This window comes from Anoxybacillus sp. CHMUD (assembly GCF_013096965.1).
Classification (GTDB): domain Bacteria; phylum Bacillota; class Bacilli; order Bacillales; family Anoxybacillaceae; genus Anoxybacillus; species Anoxybacillus kestanbolensis_A.
Genome location: NZ_SDLG01000007.1, coordinates 55,100 through 71,669, shown reverse-complemented (window position 1 = coordinate 71,669; position 16,570 = coordinate 55,100). Strand labels below are relative to the sequence as shown.

Genomic DNA, 16,570 nt, shown 5'->3' with positions numbered 1-16,570 from the left:
TTAAATTGGATGTATATAGAAATTCCAGTGCACCCTTTTCACTTTCCTATTTTTTAATAACCATGCATCTTTTGCAACCTGTGCCCTTGTGAAAATAGAAGCTGAGACTCTTCCTACTTTAACTTCATGTAGTGTACCATTTTTTACAATATCCGCTCGTCTTTTTGTTTTGCCAATATTAAATATTCTTTGAATATGCACTGGTTTAGCTCCTAACCTTCTAGCAAGATATTTCTCAGCAGCTAATCCAGCTGACCTAGCTGCCTTTAATCTTCCTCCACCAACCAAACCGAACGCAGCGGAAAACGCAACGCCTTTCCATCCTTTTCCTGCCTTGTACGCCTTATACCCATCATACGCCGCCAATCCCGCATTAATCGCCATCCAAACAAAATGCCCATCCGGATCGACCATCATCACCGGATTGTTGTTCGCATATGTGTAGCCGTTTTGGGTTAGAATATCATCCGAATCTCCCGGATCAGGGTCCATGGACAAGAACACACCATGGGTCGGGTGGTAGTATCGGGCGATCAAATAGTATAGTCCCGTCTCTTCGTCATATTGATATCCCGCATAGCGATAAGGGTTTTCGTCTGCCATCTCACCGGATTTTGAAAGAAGCTGGCCCCATGTGTCGTACTCGTAACGAGCGACCACGTTTCCTTGCGCATCGGTTAACGCGATGACATCGCCATGCGCGTTGTAGTGGTAGAAGTACGTCGCCCCGCCTTTTTTCATTGCCAACAGCTGGCCGTTTTCTCCGTATACATACGATTGTACCACATTTCCGCTCGCGTCGGTTTCATATAAGACGTTGAGGCTGTCGCCTTGGTAGTGGTAGTTTGTTACCACGCCATTCACGGTCTTTTGAATGCGGCGACCGTCGTCGTCATATTTGTATGTGACAAACGGCGCGCTTTCTCCTTTTCGAGTGATAGCGACAAGCTGATCGGCTTCGTTCCATTCATATTGGTACTCACTGTCTTCGGTCCGGTTGCCGTTCGCATCGTACGTGATCGTTTCATCGCCGAAACGAACCAACTGATTCGCCGCATTATAATCGGCCGTCGTCGTCGTGGATGATCCCTCTTTCGTTTTCACGATTTTCGTCCGGTTCCCGAATCCATCGTACGTGTACTCGATCGTCGTTCCATCCGGCCATTGCTCTTCCACTAGTTGATCTAAGGCGTCATAACGATAGAGCGTCTTCGCGCCGGTCGGGATGGCGATTTCTGTCCGATTGCCGTTTTCGTCATAACGGTACGTTTCCGCCAATAACTCGGTTCCATCTGCCGTCCCCACTGACAGACTTTTCACCAAGCCGCGGTCATCATACGTGAAGGTGGCTCCCGCTCCGTTTCCAGTCGTAAATGTGCGAACGTGTCCTCTTTCGTCATAATCAAAGCGATACGTATACGTTCCGTCTTGGACGATGGTATTTTGGTCCAAGGCGTTGTATTGATAGGTGACGGTTTGGCTAAACGATCCATGCGAGAACAGGAACTGTTGCAATTTATCCGAGGTGGTCGGATACGTCCATTTTTGTAATCCCCCGCGGTCGGACTGTTCGATGACCCGATTCGCCGAGTCAAATTTTCTTGTCTTCGTCGTGCCATCCTGTAAATATTGGACAGAACATGTTTTTTGACAAAAAACGGCCCTTACGTAACCTTAGTGAAAGGAAGAAGAGAATGGAGAAAATGAGCGTGTAAATCATTATTTTTAACTCTGAATTCTCCATTACCTCGTGATTTTCCACTAAAAGAACGTAAGAGCCCGTCTTATTTTGCATGAAACCGTTACTATCTAATTATAGTTTTCTAATCTTCGACATGGATCTCCACCAACCAATTGCTTGAACTCGATTTTACAACGATGTGATGATCGTTTTCCCATTTCAGTGTCCCAAGGTATCTTGAATACACAATTTCGTTTCCAACATCACGAACTAGTATCTGATCCATAATTTTAAGACCTTTCTCGTTATAGACCTCACATCTTAACTGAAATCCCTCTAATCGGTGAATTCCTTTTAAAATCGCTAATTTCTTACGGTCTGGACTTTTTTTAGGAGTTTTTCCAACTAGAAAAACCGCTTCGTAATTTTGTTTTATAATTTGTTCAAGCGCCTTCTCCACACATTCTGAAACTGTTAATTGTGGCAATGTCGAGTATCTTTCTAAAATCGGTTTAATATAAGTATGAACCAAATAGGCAAAAGCTTGAAACTTGGCATTAGCAGAGTCTAAATTTAAAAAATCCATAAAATCATAAGGGATCGATACACTAATCGCTTGTAAAGCATGATTTTCCTCATAAGACATTCTCTTATTTGGATCAGCCAAACAATAAACGATAATGTTTTCAAATTTTCCCAATTTTATTCCTAATTCACTTAGTTTATTTGAAAAGATCAACTCAAAAATTCTCATTTCGTGAATACGATTATAGTGTTTTTTAGGACGGTTTTTCCCCCAATCCTGAAAATGAATATTTACCATTTAATCACCCTTTCTTCTTGTCTACCAAGGACGTGGTCGCTTATGGTATCTAGATTGAAACACCCCCCCAGCTCTTGCAACTCTATTTACATGCCCTTGTTCCCATCTCAATGCTTGTTGCCTTGTCATATTTTTCTTTACAACTCGAGTATAATATTTACCGCCATATTTTTTAGCCCATTTATTAGCCTGTCTGGTGGCTCTATACGATTTACCGGATTTTGAAATCCGTCCCCCACTTATTCCAACTTTCAATACTTGTTTTTTTCCATTAACATATTGATATATCTCGTAACCATGATTTGCTCTTCTACTCCAGAGACTATTTCCATTGATTTTTTTAACAAATGAAACAGCTTTAGATGCAGCTTTTAGCTTTCCGATACCAATCGACACGTGACAGGCACTCTTGTCAAACATGGTTGGCTAACGGGGAAGTTTTGTTCAACAAGGTATTGCTTTTTCATTAGGGGATAATTACCATGAAAATAAAAGGTTCGATTTATTAGAGGTGAAACCTATGGAAGAAGAGAGAAGAAGTATTAAAGGCTATGAAGAACTTTATGACATTACGAGGTCAGGCAGGATTATTATAAAAAGAAATAATCGAGTTCGCCATAGAGAAGGTAATGAATATGGATACGTTAATGTTCATCTTCATAAAAACGGAACTAGAAAGCTTTATAAGACATTTGAATTATGGAAAGAAGCATTCCCAGATGCAGACATAAGTGAGTATAAGGGTATGAAGTAAGTTTCCTAACGGTTGTGTTAGTTGAGGAACAAAGGTCAATATTTGATAAAGTAAGTAGTTCCGTTTTTGTGGAGTAAACCTTAAATTAACATAATGAATCACACGATAATCCGCAGTAAAAATTACATAGTAATTCGCACGAAATAAGCTTGAGGAAAATTTGTCCTCAAGCTTTAAATTTTAACGTCACTATTCCACTAACGCACCCTATAGTTTAAGTATATTTATTCACAATCTTACTAAGATTATAAACCTATCTTCAAAAAACACCCCAAATCATAACCAATCTTTCACATAAGCGACTAATCCGAAAACCGCACCTATTACTAATCCTCCAAAAACAAAATAACTTGTTTTGATTTCTGCAATATTCCATTTGTTACTATTACTATTATCACTCAAAAATAATCCCTCCTACTTAATGTATTTTAATAATTTGTACGATTATTATTAGAAAAGGTTTCAATTTCCTGCTTCGATGAAATGACAACTGTTTTTCACTAACCTGCCTGTTCAATAACTTCCTGTACCTAATTTTAACATGAATTCCCTTATTGCCTTGTAATCCTTATAAAAAATTATTTTGTAACTATTCAGCCACATCATAAAGTGAGCTGAATATTTTCTTCTTTCCTTGTCTATGATGTGAATATTGATAGACAAGGAGGTGAATCGCATGTTGACGGTACAACAAGCTGTATTTACAGTTGAGAGCTTAATCGGCAAAGTTCAACAACAAAAACAGCTCATTCATCAACTCATTCAAGAAAATGAACATTTGCGTCACGAAAACAAACAACTACGCAAAGAAAATGAACAACTGAAGTACCGTGTTCAAGAGCTGGAAGCACGCACGAAAAAAAACAGCTCTAATAGCCATTTGCCCCCATCTTCTGACCGTTTTGAGAAAAAGCGTTCCTCCCGCGAGCCGTCTGGCAAAAAGCCTGGTGGGCAAGAGGGACATGAGGGGAAGACGCTCCGTCAAGTGGAACATCCACATCATCGTGTCGTCCACCGTGTGCATACGTGTCAAGGATGTGGGGCTTCTTTGCGTGAAGTCAAACCGTTCAAAGTCGATATCCGTCAAGTGTTTGATGTCCCTCCTGTGGCGATCGAGGTGACACAACATGAACGTGAAGTGAAATCGTGTCCACATTGTCGATGCGTGCAACAAGCCGAATTCCCATCCCATGTCACGAATCATGTGCAATACGGTCCACGGCTCACGGCGCTCGTTGTTTATTTACATCATATCCAATTGATCCCGTACAAGCGTTTAAGTGATACAATCGAAGCGTTATATCAACACTCGATTAGTACAGGAACCCTTGCCAATATGGTGAAACGAGGACGCGAAGCGCTGGAATCAAATATGGACATCATCGAAGACGCCTTACTTGAATCCAACATCCTGCATGTCGATGAAACGAGTTTGCGCATCAATGGGAAACTCGCATGGGTGCATGTCGCGTGTACATCGAGATATACATACTTGGCTCCTCACGCTTCTCGTGGAAAAAAAGCGACCGATGATATCGGGATTCTTCCCCGATATGAAGGGACGATGATGCACGATGCGTTCGGTACGTATCCGAAATACACACATGCCACCCATGCCCTTTGTCATGCCCACCATTTGCGTGAGTTAAAAGGATTCATCGAACAGGGGCATACGTGGGCGATGCGCATGACCACGTTTCTGTTAGCCGCCAAGCAAGCCGTCGAAGCCCATCACGGTGCACTTTCCGAAGAAGAAGCGAGACGGTGGGAACGAGTGTATGATCGCATCCTAGAAAGAGCACAACACCGATTAGAAACGATGACGCCTCTTCCGAAAAAAGCACTCGCTTTTGTTCGACGCCTTCAAAAACGAAAGGAAGAAGCGCTGCGTTTCTTACGTGAAGTACATGTTCCCTTTGATAACAACCAAGCCGAACGCGATCTTCGCATGGTCAAAGTCAAAGAGAACATTTCGGGTACGTTTCGCGAAGAAACATTCGCGCAGTCGTTTTGCATCGCAAGAAGCATCGTTTCCACACTGACGAAACACGAAAAAAACGTGTGGGATTCGTTATGTCTTCTGTTGGCAGGCGAAACGATCGATCGAGTTCTTTCCGCTACCTAGGGCATTTTCTATGACCGAAATGCCCTATTTGTGCTGGGCTTTTTTATACACTAGCACTGGGGTGAATAGTTACATTATTTTCAACACTCTTATTAAAACTTAAAATCGCACACTAAATCTATGAGCGACAACAGCGATTGTCAATATGCGAAATAGAGTGCTAATTCTTATGCTATTTCTTATGTTAAAAACGTGAGAAACTTTGCTTTGACAATAAAAAATCGAGTGTAAAACCTATGCGATTTTACACTCGATTGCCTATGTTATTTGTATTGTTTCTTCACGTTATCGGAACTACTTATTTGAAAAGATGCTGTCTTTTTATTTCGCATTAGGCTGATACTACGTCACACATCACGGTATCAGAAAGAACTACATGGAACGGTAAATATACAAAGCCGGCAGGAGGAATTCCGAAAACCGATTTAGATTCAAGTGTACAAGCATCACTTAATAAAGCAGATGGTGCGATTCAAGCAAGTGAAAAAAGGACAACTAAGTGGTGTATCTACCTTAGATGGAACAGGAAAAATACCTGTAGCGCAATTACCTGGTGCTGGTTCTATAGACAAAATCGCAGATATAACTCTTGGGGCTGATACTGCAAAAATCGATATTATCAATATTCCTACTAATTATAAATATTTTAGACTTTTACTTGAAGTGAATTGCGCTACAACAGGAACTAATCAGCCGTTATTAATTACCTTTAATGGCGTATCTTTTTCCGCGGCATATACAACAAGATACACGATTGGCGGCAGTCCTAGCTCTTATAATGACACATCAGCCATTTATCTTGTCGTCGGGGCTGCTTCTACATCAACACAACCGGCATTCACTGTTCTTGACATAAGTAATCCGAATAACAATTATAAATTATTTACCGCTTTGACTAGTTGTCCGAGTTACGCTACTGTATTGTCCACTGGATGGACAAATCATTCGCCACTTAAAAACCCTATTACTTCAATGAGCATCTGGATTGGAGATAATATCAAAGCAGGTTCAAGAGTAGTTTTGTACGGTTATAAATAAATATTGGAGGGTTATGTATGAAGAAAGTTAATATATAACACATCAACTAAAACTTTTGAAGAGGTTGACCTTACACAAGAAGAAATCAACCAATATGAAGAAGAACAAGCAAAACCAAAACCGCCAACACTTGAAGAACGGCTAGAATTGTTACAAAAAGCACTTGATGTACTTATTTTAGGAGGTATGTAATATGGCGGATTATTTAGCGCAACGTATCATCGACGAAGCATATACCTATGATTATGTGATTTCTAAGCGTCCAGATCTCAAAGAAGGGATTGACGCTTATTTAATTTCTAAAGGTAGAGAGAATTTAATCGTAGCATAATTTGGTATACATTGATACAATGAAAATACTAAGCAAAAAGGCTAGAAAGGAGTAGATTGTGTGATTGCTAGCGTCCAAATTAGTATTGAGCAGCCGGAGGAAATGCTAGGGATTTTAAGATTAGAATCTGTAACTTGCTATGATGCTTCTGGAAATATAATTGGAGACATTCCTGATTTGATCAATAATGATGAATTTCATTCTGAACGGGCTGTAATTCGCTTTGTGGCCAAACAGCTAAATGTTTCTGAAGATATTATTGAAGTTGTATAAACAATAGGCACATTTGGTTAACTATACTATAATGATTAGAGGATAATATGTTCAATATAAGAACATATATCCTCTTTTTTTCATACATAATAGATTTGTTATTTATATAAATTCAGTTTGAAATTCCGACATGTTTAACCAATGCCTGTTCTTGTCTATACTGCTCCTAAACAGGTTAATCAAAGGAGCGGATGAGGGATGAAGAAAAAAGGATTACAAATTACCAACGACCATGGTTGGACCATCGAACGTCTTCAAGAGCAGGAACGCAGAATGAAAAAGGCGAACATGGCGAAACGGATTGCGGTGATTCGTCTCATTATGCAAGGTTACTTAGGAATCCAAGTCGCTGAGCTTTTGAACATCCATCGTGAAACCGTTTCGATTTACGTTCAAAAGTTTAATCAAGGTGGCATGGATGCGCTATTAGAGCGCCATTATGCTCCCGGTAGAAAGCCGTATCTGTCTCCTGACGAAGAACGCGAATTAAGAAAAATGTTGGAAGAAAGTACCCCTGCCGATGAAGGATACGGCATAGAAACGTGCTGGAATACACGAATCATTCAACATGTATTAGAAGAGAAATTTTCTGTCACCATGTCTCGTGGTGGGATTTGTGACATGCTCCATCGATGGGGATTTCGTTATACACGCCCTACGTATACCATCAAACGGGCGAATCCTCAAAAACAAAAAGAGTTTCAACAAGAAATGGAACTCATAAAAAAAACTTGTCCGACAACACGGTCATAATCTATGAAGATGAAAGTCATATTCGGGACTACCAAGCTCTTCGTATCACATGGAGTGTCAAAGGGCGTCAAAAACAAATCCCTACGTATGGACACCACGCGACGGTTAGCTTATTAGGCGGTGTGAATATCGAAACGGGTGAATTTCTCTGTATGGAAACGGAGCAATGTAATGCACAGGCTTTTCGGCAGTTTCTTCAATACACATTGAACCAGTATCCAGATAAACATGTCGTGATGGTCTTAGATAACGCAAAAATTCATCATGCCAAAGTTCTTCAGCCTTTTTTACAGGAGCGCGAAGAACAGTTAACTTTTGTATTCTTACCCCCTTATTCGCCGAATTTAAATTTAGTTGAACGAATTTGGGGCTGGCTGAAAGAGAGCGTGATTGCCAATCGGTTTCATGCCAATCGAAAAGAGTTGCGGGAATCGATTGTTTCGTTCTTGGAGCATCTCACTCAATTTCCAGAAAAAGTGCTCCAACGCATTGGACAGATAGTTATGTCGGAAAATTAATCTGAATCTATATAGTTTTAAAATAAAAACCTTGAAAGGCATAAAGCCAATCAAGGTAATATAATTTATTAGAAGCCTTCTTTTTGTTCCACTGATACATTGTATCTCAAATTCACAAATTACTTTAAAAGAAAGTTATAAATGGTATTTTAGCAAATACAAAATCATATCTCTAAACTTGTTACCTATTCTCTTCATCATACTCCAAAAATAGGTCTTGTAAATCTCCATTAATTGGTTCATTATTATCGTTAATTGTCACTTTAAACTCAATATCCTCTTCTCCTATTGATACTACCCCATCTAACACCCCTAAAATATTAGATACAGCATCCACTTCTACTTGTTCGATTATTTTAAATAATATTTCTTTATTTTTATCTGATAGTTCTGAATAAAACATCAATGCTTCTTTCCAATAGGGGTCTGTAACTTCATTAATATCAGTATTATTGAATATATCTCGATAAAAATTACGATTTTCTTTTATAATTGACTGATGTAAAAGTTTAACAAACTCTTCTTTATTCATATATCTCATCTCCTTCTCATCTCTGGATACAATTGTTTATTTAATTCAATTAATTTTCGAAGTTGAGAATTAGGAATGTCTGGATATACTCTTCTTAACTCCATTATATCTCTTGCTAATAATTGTCTTGCACTCTCAATTCCTTTTGAACTTCTCGAAACTATTCCCCTAGGACCTTTTCTTGTATGTCCAGCTTTTGGTACTAATATTGCTGGTGCATTATTTGGATCATAATTTCGAATGAATTTTTTCATAATTGCTTTTTGTCCAACATGATGTGCATCTAACCCCGGTACACCTTTTATTTCTTTATATAATCCTACACCATACTTACTAAATTTACCTGTATTTTTAACAAGTTTAAATTTTCCTCCACCAACAAAACCAATAGCTGCCGCAGCCGCGACGCCTTTCCATCCTTTCCCTGACTTGTATGCCTTATACCCATCATAAACCGCAAACCCAGCATTGATGGCCAACCATACCCAATGCCCATCCGGATCCACCAACATCACCGGATTGTTATTTGCGTACGTGTATCCATTCTGCGTCAGGATATCGTCCGCATCCCCCGGGTCTGGATCCAAGGATAGGAACACACCTTGTTCTGGGCGGTAGTACCGGGCAATCAGGTAATAAAGACCCGTTTCTTGGTCATATTGGTATCCCGCATATCGGTAGGGGTTTTCATCCGCCAATGCGCCGGATTGGGAAAGAATGTTCCCCCACGCATCGTATTGGTAACGGGCCACGATGTTTCCTTGCGCATCCGTTAGGGCGATGACATCGCCATGGGCGTTATAGTGGTAGAAGTACGTCACGCCGCCTTGCTTCATCGCCAGGCGTTGGCCATCGGCGCTGTACACATACGACCGCACAACGCTGCCGCTTGCATCGGTTTCATATAAGACGTTCAGGCTGTCGCCTTGGTAATGGTAGTTCGTCACCACGCCATTCACGGTCTTCTGGATGCGCCGGCCGTCTTCATCGTATTGATACGTCGCAAACGGCGTGCTTTCGCCTTTTCGGGTGATGGAGACGAGCTGGTCGGCTGCGTTCCATTCATATTGATACTGACCGTCTTCCAATCGGTTGCCGTTCGCATCGTACGTGATTGTTTCGTCACCGAAACGAACCAACTGATTCGCCGCATTATAATCAGCCGTGGTCGTCGCCGACTGCCCATCCTTGGTTTTCACGATTTGCTTCCGATTGCCGAATCCATCGTACGTGTACTCGATCGTCGTTCCATCCGGCCATTGCTCTTCCACTAGTTGATCGAGCGCATCGTAACGGTAAACAATCGCTTCTCCTGTTGGGGACTCGATTTTCGTCCGATTGCCGTTTTCGTCATAACGGTACGTTTCCGATACAATTTCGTTTCCGTCCGCCGTACCGACCGAAACGCTTTCCACGAGGCCGCGGTCATCATACGTAAAGGTCGAACCGGCTCCGTTTCCTGTCGTGAAGGTGCGAACATTTCCTCTCTCGTCATGTAGTAAGTGAAATGACTCGTTAATCAACGGTAGCGGCTCCATTAGGTGTCGATGACTCTAATAAAAAAGGGACTGTCCAATCAGTGGATTGTTCGGCTATTGGACGCCCCGTTCGGACATGTATCTGGCACTTAATAAAGGCCACTGCTGGGTTTGTGGACTACATCCACGAACGTCCGGAGGAAGTGTTGCAGCGCTTAGGGTGTGCAAGATGACTGAGAAGTTAACTTTTCATGTTGCATGTATATAATTTACAGCTAGCTTGGAAAGCAGATCAGCCGATGGCGCCGGAACATCTCCATTGCGTCTTGAGCACCGACTGGGAACTCGGGGACAAAGACATCTTGCGTTACTACGCCCAGCGTCGGACGATTGAATGCTTTTTCCGCCAGGCGAAAGATCAACTGAAGCTGGATGGATACCGAGTTCCCCACATTCGGGCGGTGAAACGGTATTGGGCGGTGGTGCTCTCCTCCTGCGTGTATAGCATCGCCGAATCCCAGCAAGACCTCTCCGCCGGATTGGAGCTTCTTCGATCGCGGAAAGGCCACAGCGTCGTCGAGTTCATTTATAACGCCGCGAAGCAAGAGATTCCCATTGATGTGATCAAAAAACAGCTCCATGTCGCCTAAGCGGTACCCTGTTTGTCTCTTAGAACATGGAAATTATTGTAATAAAAAATGCTCATCTGCAGTATCTAAAAAATTTCCAATTATACTTCGATTTAGTTTTCGGCTCTTCACCACAAGTTGTACTTGATCATTTAAGGTAGGTGTGCATAGAGGAAATAGAGGGTACAAAAAATGCGAATTTTCCTGTATGGTAAAGGTGACCAAACCAAACCATGGAGGGAAATTCGCATGTACTCTCAGTTTATCAAAGAACTCATCGATTTACCAGATGTTTTGATTCAAAAGGTGCGGAAAGAAGGGGAACGTTGGATTTTCGAACTTTCTCTACCCGAACAATGCCCGTTATGTCCTGTCTGCTTGAAGCGCACGATCAAAATGACAGACAAAAAGAAGCAATGGATGCATGGCTATGCTCAGCGAATCGGAATTTTTTGGATCGAACTTCCTGTCGAGCGCAGACGTTGTAGCACGTGTGGCGTGACGTTCAGCACGTCGTATCCAGCCATCTCTCCGCGAAGTGTGGCGACGGATGCGTTTCAGCGATGGGTCGCGCAATCTTGCATCGGAACATCCATTCAGGCGGTGGCTCGTATGCTCAAGCTGCCTTACACGACCGTTGAACGATGGTTTTATACCCATGCCCCTTCCTTCCTATCGAATGACGTCCAACCAAAGGCGGTTTGTGTCGATGAGTTTGCTTTTCGAAAAGGGCACGACTATGGAGTGGCGATCATGGATGCCGAAACGGGAGAAGTGTATGCCATGGAAGCAGGAAAGAACGAGGAAGCCATTGGGCGTGCATTGGCTCATGTGTCTCGTTCCGTTCAGTATGTCGTGAGTGACTTGGCTCCAGCGATGAAAAAAGCGATTCAACGGGTTTGCCCAGAGGCGACACATGTCGTCGACTATTTCCATGTCATTCAGCTGTTTACCGATGCTTTAGAACGTTGTCGCAAATATTTGGGCAAAGGAGGCAAGAAACACGGAAATGTTCGTTACGTTTGCCGTTTATTGAGCCAATGTCCAGAGAAATTGACGGAGGAAGAACGTCAAATCATACGAGAATGGTGTAATGAAAGCGATTACTTAAAGTCTGTTTACCAATCGCTCCAACATGTTCGCTATGTGTTCAAAAGCAAAGATGAGCAACAGGCGAAACGTCGTTTGAACGCCTGGGTTCATCGGTATTTGTTTTGTCCTTGTTCTGCTGTTCGCGCCATCGCAAAATCACTCGTCAAACGAACAGACGAAATCATATCGTGCATTTTATCCCCTTATTCAAATGGGAAAATGGAGGGAACAAATAACAAGATCAAGCTGATGAAACGTCGGGGATACGGATACAGAAATATCCAGCGTTTTGCACTGCGGGTTCGGCTAGAAACAGCTAACATACTTTCATGACAGGTGCAAGTACAACTTTTGGTGATGAACCTAGTTTTCATACTCCCAAATAGCATACCGACTAATGGCTAGAGCGGTTTCGTGCCATGTTTTTCTTGAACAATGGGCAAGTATTTTTTTGAGACGATCCTCTACACTTTTTATATTAAAGTCCTTCATTATAAACAATCCTCTAGCTATCTCCAATCCTGACTTCTTCACCATATTCCCTAACCTTTTTGGACTTGTAACATAAATAGTAAATACTTCAGCAGAATCTGAGTTCCCCTTGATACCAATATCCGCTTCAATTTCAATCCAAAAATCATCAACCTCCTCTCCCCAGTCTTCATCCATTATCGTTAAACAAAATAATTCAGGAATTATCATTATATATGGTTCCCTCCATGCTAAAAATTCAGGTGTGCATTTCGTAACTTATATGTCTTTTTGTTGATAGGACTCTTATAAAATTCCTCATAATTCGCTTGATATACCCTTCTTGTTTTCTTATACTGCATTCTAAATACTTTAGATTTATCTTTACTTCTATATCCTATCCATTTACCATTTTTGTAAAGTGGCTTAGCCCCTGATCCAACCCATGCTTTCCCAGCTTTTTTTGCTAGTCTCTTACTTACTCTACCTACTTCTATAGTAGTGTTACCTTTTCCGTGCTTAGCCGCCAATAAAATCCTCATAATCTTGGCTGTTTCTTTCGCTTTATAAATTCTATACGCTTTAAAAGCAGCACCACCAACAAGCCCTACACCTACAGCAACCGCCGCCGCTTTCCAACCGCCTTTTTTAAAGGCTTTATACCCATCATACGCCGCGAATCCCGCATTGATCGCCATCCACACAAAATGCCCATCCGGATCGACCAGCATCACCGGGTTGTTGTTCGCGTACGTATACCCGTTCTGCGTCAAGATGTCATCCGCATCGCCTGGGTCTGGGTCGAGCGATAAAAACACTCCGTGCGTTGGGTGGTAATAACGGGCCATGAGGTAGTACAATCCCGTCTCTTCATCGTATTGGTATCCGGCGTAGCGATATGGGTTTTCGTCTGCTAGGACGCCCGTTTGGGAACGAATTTGGCCCCATGTGTCGTACTCGTAACGAGCGACCACATTTCCTTGCGCATCGGTTAACGCGATGACATCGCCATGCGCGTTATAGTGATAGAAATACGTCGCATTGCCTTTTTTCATGGCAAGGAGTTGCCCGTTTCCTCCGTATATATACGATCTTACCACATTTCCATCCGCATCGGTTTCATACAGAACGTTTAGGCTATCCCCTTGGTAATGGTAGTTCGTAATGACGCCATTTACATTCTTTTGGATGCGCCGGCCGTCTTCATCATATTGGTACGTCACAAACGGCGTGCTTTCGCCTTTTCTTGTGATGGAGACGAGCTGGTCGGCTGCGTTCCATTCATATTGATACTGGCCGTCTTCCAATCGGTTGCCGTTCGCATCGTACGTGATTGTTTCGTCACCGAAACGAACCAACTGATTCGCCGCATTATAATCAGCCGTTGTCGTCGCCGACTGCCCATCCTTGGTTTTCACGATTTGCTTCCGGTTTCCGAATCCGTCATAGGCATATTCGACTTTTGTACCATCTGGAAGCTGCTCTTCCACTAATTGGTCTAGGGCATCGTAACGGTAGACGGTCGTTTCCCCCGTTGGGGATTCCACTTTCGTCCGGTTGCCATTTTCATCGTAACGGTACGTTTCCGATAAAATTTCTTTTCCATCCGCCGTACCGACCGAAACGCTTTCCACGAGGCCGCGGTCATCATACGTAAAGGTTGAACCGACCCCATTTCCTGTCGTGAAGGTGCGAACGTTTCCTCTCTCGTCATAGTCAAAGCGGTACGTATACGTTCCATCTTGGACGATGGTATTTTGGTCCAAGGCGTTGTATTGATAGGTGATGGTTTGGCTAAAGGAACTATGTGAGAATTGGAATTTCTTCCATTTATCCGAGGTTATCGGATAAATGCTTTTCGTCTTTTTCTAAATTTCATTTTCAATCAAAATACGGTTGGTTGCCACTCGTAGATTTCCTTCCATAAGCCCCATTGGGTCAAACTTTTCTTGAAAAAGAGAAAAACCTTAAGAGAGATATAGACTCTCCTAAGGTTGGCATACTTAACATATACCTGTTACTTCATTCTCATTCGAAATTCAAAACCCTTAACATTCATCGGCATCTTCTAATCCAAAATATTTTTTCACGCGTAATGGAATATCATTTAAATGGTCGCGTTTCTTTAGTTCCATTAACAGATCTTCTTCCGTATGAATCTTGTTGAACATTCCAAATATTTCCCTTTCAATAAACTTTTTCAGTTCGTTCTTTCGATCTTCGTCAGGGATAGGAATCTCAAAATCTAATAGCTCCTTAATTCTTATACTTTCCCCCTGATCCAAGGAACTTAGTCTATGATAAATATGCATCACAAGGCGGCCTAGCTCAAGGTTTTTTATAATAAACCCATAATCGATATGATAATAATTACCATAATTTGATTTTGATAATTTAATTATTTTTATAATCTCATCATTGCTAAAGCTCCACTGGGTTCCCTTCTTTTTAAAAGAATGGGCTTTAAACAACTCATCTAAATATTTTACAAATTCGGATTTATCCATTCTATCACCCCTTAATAAACATGCAAAACTGTTTTCCATTTTCCTCCATGTTCTTGTTCAAATATTCGCTTATATTTTTTTAACTGTCGCTTCCCTCGAGCAATGGCTCTAGGATTATACGGTTTTAATTCATAGATGGTTCTCGTATTGAAGTCCACAAAATCTGGACGAATACCTTTTATCCCTTTATATTCTTTAATTCTTCCCTTTAATTCATCATGCAAATGTGCCATATATTTTTTATGCATCTGTCGACCAAGTTTGAAATTAGATTTTGTGTACTGCCTTCCAACCTTAACAATATACTTCCCTGCGCCTCTAACAAGTTTAAGCTTTCCCCCACCAATCGCGCCAAGAGCCGTTTTTTTGGCGACATACATCCATCCTCTTCCGGTTTTATACGCCTTATACCCATCATAAACCGCAAACCCAGCATTGATGGCCAACCATACCCAATGCCCATCCGGATCCACCAACATCACTGGGTTGTTGTTCGCATACGTATATCCGTTCTGCGTGAGGATATCGTCCGCATCCCCTGGATCTGGATCCAAGGACAAGAACACACCGTGCGTCGGGTGATAGTACCGGGCAATTAGGTAATAGAGACCCGTTTCTTGGTCATATTGGTATCCCGCATATCGGTATGGATTTTCGTCCGCCAATGCGCCGGATTGGGAAAGAATGTTCCCCCACGCATCGTATTGGTAACGGGCCACGATGTTTCCTTGCGCATCCGTTAGGGCGATGACATCGCCATGGGCGTTATAGTGGTAAAAATACATGGAAGTACTTTTTTGTGATGAGAAACTATATAAGTTGCAATTTTGTTTTACATGGCATTGTTCGCTCTTCTTGTCACCGTGCCAGCTTGTCAGGTGATAAAGACGGGACATGGAGATCGGAAATTCTTTATTACAACCTATATACCTAAATTTTTTCTTTGTTTTCTATTCATTTTTTTCACATAAAAGTTCCATGAGCAATTTTTGCTCTCCACCCGGGCATGAAAATGACTCATCGGGGCGCATGCATTTTCACGGAAAAGATCCATGGGCAACGTTTTGCCCTCCACCCGGGGATGAAAATCTCGCGTCAGTCCTGCATTTTCACGGAAAAGTTCCATGAGCAATTTTTGCTCTCCACCCGGGGATGAAAATCTCGCGTCAGTCCTGCATTTTCACGGAAAATAAAAAGACTATCTCATAAATCATGAGATAGCCCATATTACAGCTGTTTTTTTAAACATAATTTCCATGTTCGTCTATTCCTATTGGATAATATGGCATTTTTTCAATAATTCTAAATAGCTCCTCATGTTCACCTGACAACCAATCAACACAAAAATCTTTTGGATTTACATAGTATTCATTTTCCTCATTATCGTTTAACTTGTCACACTCAAACCAATATTTCCTAAATACGGCAATTACTCTTCCGCTAATACTTAATTCGTATTCATATCTCTCTTTGTCAAGATTCGGATCTAAAAATTCCTTTTCTTCTTCAATTGCCTCTTTTAATTCTTTTACATATTTTTGAAAAAGTATTTCATAGTCGTTCAT

The 16,570-nt window shown here is 41.6% G+C and carries 19 protein-coding genes and 2 pseudogenes; 9 read left to right on the top strand and 12 right to left on the bottom strand.

Annotation, left to right across the window (positions count from 1 at the left end; translation table 11 throughout):
* From ETB99_RS06680 to ETB99_RS06670, 3 genes are all read right to left on the bottom strand, one after another.
* Window positions 1–1,437: an RHS repeat domain-containing protein gene (locus ETB99_RS06680; RefSeq protein WP_309138141.1), complete on the bottom strand. Its 1,437-nt coding sequence runs from the start codon at window positions 1,435–1,437 to the stop codon at window positions 1–3.
* Window positions 1,438–1,823: 386 nt separating this feature from the next.
* Window positions 1,824–2,504 (bottom strand): hypothetical protein, encoded by a 681-nt coding sequence (locus ETB99_RS06675; protein ID WP_012576005.1) that lies wholly within the window; start codon window positions 2,502–2,504, stop codon window positions 1,824–1,826.
* A gap of 21 nt (window positions 2,505–2,525) precedes the next feature.
* On the bottom strand, window positions 2,526–2,900 hold the full coding sequence (locus ETB99_RS06670; protein WP_052023560.1) for a hypothetical protein: 375 nt from the start codon (window positions 2,898–2,900) through the stop codon (window positions 2,526–2,528).
* A 124-nt stretch (window positions 2,901–3,024) separates the two neighbouring features.
* Here ETB99_RS06670 and ETB99_RS06665 point away from each other — a divergent pair, with 124 nt between their 5' ends.
* Entirely contained in the window at window positions 3,025–3,258 is a 234-nt protein-coding gene (locus tag ETB99_RS06665; protein ID WP_171700253.1) for a 3-ketosteroid-delta-1-dehydrogenase, read from the top strand.
* A gap of 276 nt (window positions 3,259–3,534) precedes the next feature.
* Here ETB99_RS06665 and ETB99_RS15185 read toward each other — a convergent pair whose 3' ends face one another.
* Window positions 3,535–3,660, bottom strand: coding sequence for a hypothetical protein (locus ETB99_RS15185; RefSeq protein ID WP_256368170.1), 126 nt, complete (start codon window positions 3,658–3,660; stop codon window positions 3,535–3,537).
* Window positions 3,661–3,934: 274 nt separating this feature from the next.
* Here ETB99_RS15185 and ETB99_RS06660 point away from each other — a divergent pair, with 274 nt between their 5' ends.
* The 6 genes from ETB99_RS06660 to ETB99_RS15000 all read left to right on the top strand — a co-directional run bounded on the left by ETB99_RS06660 (window position 3,935) and on the right by ETB99_RS15000 (window position 8,296).
* Complete coding sequence (locus tag ETB99_RS06660; protein ID WP_062898466.1) at window positions 3,935–5,383, top strand: IS66-like element ISBst12 family transposase; 1,449 nt, start codon at window positions 3,935–3,937, stop codon at window positions 5,381–5,383.
* Between the two features lie 480 nt (window positions 5,384–5,863).
* Complete coding sequence (locus ETB99_RS06655) at window positions 5,864–6,421, top strand: hypothetical protein (protein ID WP_171700252.1); 558 nt, start codon at window positions 5,864–5,866, stop codon at window positions 6,419–6,421.
* A gap of 193 nt (window positions 6,422–6,614) precedes the next feature.
* Window positions 6,615–6,752: a hypothetical protein gene (locus ETB99_RS06650; RefSeq protein WP_171700251.1), complete on the top strand. Its 138-nt coding sequence runs from the start codon at window positions 6,615–6,617 to the stop codon at window positions 6,750–6,752.
* A 60-nt stretch (window positions 6,753–6,812) separates the two neighbouring features.
* Window positions 6,813–7,025 carry a hypothetical protein gene (locus ETB99_RS06645; protein WP_171700250.1) on the top strand — a complete coding sequence of 71 codons (213 nt, stop codon included), beginning with the start codon at window positions 6,813–6,815 and terminating at the stop codon, window positions 7,023–7,025.
* Window positions 7,026–7,223: 198 nt separating this feature from the next.
* Window positions 7,224–7,778, top strand: coding sequence for a helix-turn-helix domain-containing protein (locus tag ETB99_RS15005; RefSeq protein WP_253263570.1), 555 nt, complete (start codon window positions 7,224–7,226; stop codon window positions 7,776–7,778).
* Window positions 7,664–8,296 carry an IS630 family transposase gene (locus ETB99_RS15000; protein WP_309138140.1) on the top strand — a complete coding sequence of 211 codons (633 nt, stop codon included), beginning with the start codon at window positions 7,664–7,666 and terminating at the stop codon, window positions 8,294–8,296. Before ETB99_RS15005 ends, ETB99_RS15000 begins: the two co-directional genes overlap by 115 nt.
* A 181-nt stretch (window positions 8,297–8,477) precedes the next feature.
* On the opposite strand, the gene ETB99_RS06635 is transcribed toward ETB99_RS15000, so the two are convergent.
* Together ETB99_RS06635 and ETB99_RS06630 are read right to left on the bottom strand one after the other, a co-directional pair.
* Window positions 8,478–8,828, bottom strand: coding sequence for a transposase (locus ETB99_RS06635; RefSeq protein WP_006324125.1), 351 nt, complete (start codon window positions 8,826–8,828; stop codon window positions 8,478–8,480).
* Window positions 8,829–8,833: 5 nt separating this feature from the next.
* Window positions 8,834–10,351 (bottom strand): RHS repeat domain-containing protein, encoded by a 1,518-nt coding sequence (locus tag ETB99_RS06630; RefSeq protein WP_305792550.1) that lies wholly within the window; start codon window positions 10,349–10,351, stop codon window positions 8,834–8,836.
* Between the two features lie 230 nt (window positions 10,352–10,581).
* Here ETB99_RS06630 and ETB99_RS06625 point away from each other — a divergent pair.
* Window positions 10,582–10,956: pseudogene (locus ETB99_RS06625) on the top strand (IS701 family transposase); the annotation flags it as partial.
* Window positions 10,957–11,184: 228 nt separating this feature from the next.
* Window positions 11,185–12,360, top strand: coding sequence for an ISL3 family transposase (locus ETB99_RS06620; protein WP_050367897.1), 1,176 nt, complete (start codon window positions 11,185–11,187; stop codon window positions 12,358–12,360).
* 30 nt (window positions 12,361–12,390) lie between these two features.
* On the opposite strand, the gene ETB99_RS06615 is transcribed toward ETB99_RS06620, so the two are convergent.
* The 6 genes and pseudogenes from ETB99_RS06615 to ETB99_RS06590 form a co-directional block, all read right to left on the bottom strand.
* Complete coding sequence (locus ETB99_RS06615; protein WP_035020810.1) at window positions 12,391–12,729, bottom strand: Imm8 family immunity protein; 339 nt, start codon at window positions 12,727–12,729, stop codon at window positions 12,391–12,393.
* A 20-nt stretch (window positions 12,730–12,749) separates the two neighbouring features.
* Complete coding sequence (locus tag ETB99_RS06610) at window positions 12,750–14,264, bottom strand: RHS repeat domain-containing protein (RefSeq protein WP_216366090.1); 1,515 nt, start codon at window positions 14,262–14,264, stop codon at window positions 12,750–12,752.
* A gap of 282 nt (window positions 14,265–14,546) precedes the next feature.
* A complete protein-coding gene (locus ETB99_RS06605) occupies window positions 14,547–15,005 on the bottom strand; it encodes a DUF4304 domain-containing protein (RefSeq protein ID WP_042382768.1) in 459 nt (152 codons plus the stop codon).
* 11 nt (window positions 15,006–15,016) lie between these two features.
* Window positions 15,017–15,793, bottom strand: a pseudogene (locus tag ETB99_RS06600) (RHS repeat-associated core domain-containing protein); the annotation flags it as partial.
* A gap of 134 nt (window positions 15,794–15,927) precedes the next feature.
* Window positions 15,928–16,137, bottom strand: a complete 210-nt coding sequence (locus tag ETB99_RS06595; RefSeq protein ID WP_171700248.1) for a hypothetical protein — start codon at window positions 16,135–16,137, stop codon at window positions 15,928–15,930.
* 109 nt (window positions 16,138–16,246) lie between these two features.
* Window positions 16,247–16,570: a hypothetical protein gene (locus ETB99_RS06590; RefSeq protein ID WP_006324135.1), complete on the bottom strand. Its 324-nt coding sequence runs from the start codon at window positions 16,568–16,570 to the stop codon at window positions 16,247–16,249.

Excerpts from the sequence above, each read along its gene's own strand:
- ETB99_RS06605 (WP_042382768.1), bottom strand. The coding sequence starts at position 15,005 with ATGGATAAATCCGAATTTGTAAAATATTTAGATGAGTTGTTTAAAGCC.
- ETB99_RS06675 (WP_012576005.1), bottom strand. The coding sequence starts at position 2,504 with ATGGTAAATATTCATTTTCAGGATTGGGGGAAAAACCGTCCTAAAAAA.
- ETB99_RS06650 (WP_171700251.1), top strand. The coding sequence starts at position 6,615 with ATGGCGGATTATTTAGCGCAACGTATCATCGACGAAGCATATACCTAT.
- ETB99_RS06620 (WP_050367897.1), top strand. The coding sequence starts at position 11,185 with ATGTACTCTCAGTTTATCAAAGAACTCATCGATTTACCAGATGTTTTG.
- ETB99_RS06635 (WP_006324125.1), bottom strand. The coding sequence starts at position 8,828 with ATGAATAAAGAAGAGTTTGTTAAACTTTTACATCAGTCAATTATAAAA.
- ETB99_RS06615 (WP_035020810.1), bottom strand. The coding sequence starts at position 12,729 with ATGATAATTCCTGAATTATTTTGTTTAACGATAATGGATGAAGACTGG.
- ETB99_RS15005 (WP_253263570.1), top strand. The coding sequence starts at position 7,224 with ATGAAGAAAAAAGGATTACAAATTACCAACGACCATGGTTGGACCATC.
- ETB99_RS06590 (WP_006324135.1), bottom strand. The coding sequence starts at position 16,570 with ATGAACGACTATGAAATACTTTTTCAAAAATATGTAAAAGAATTAAAA.
- ETB99_RS06660 (WP_062898466.1), top strand. The coding sequence starts at position 3,935 with ATGTTGACGGTACAACAAGCTGTATTTACAGTTGAGAGCTTAATCGGC.
- ETB99_RS06665 (WP_171700253.1), top strand. The coding sequence starts at position 3,025 with ATGGAAGAAGAGAGAAGAAGTATTAAAGGCTATGAAGAACTTTATGAC.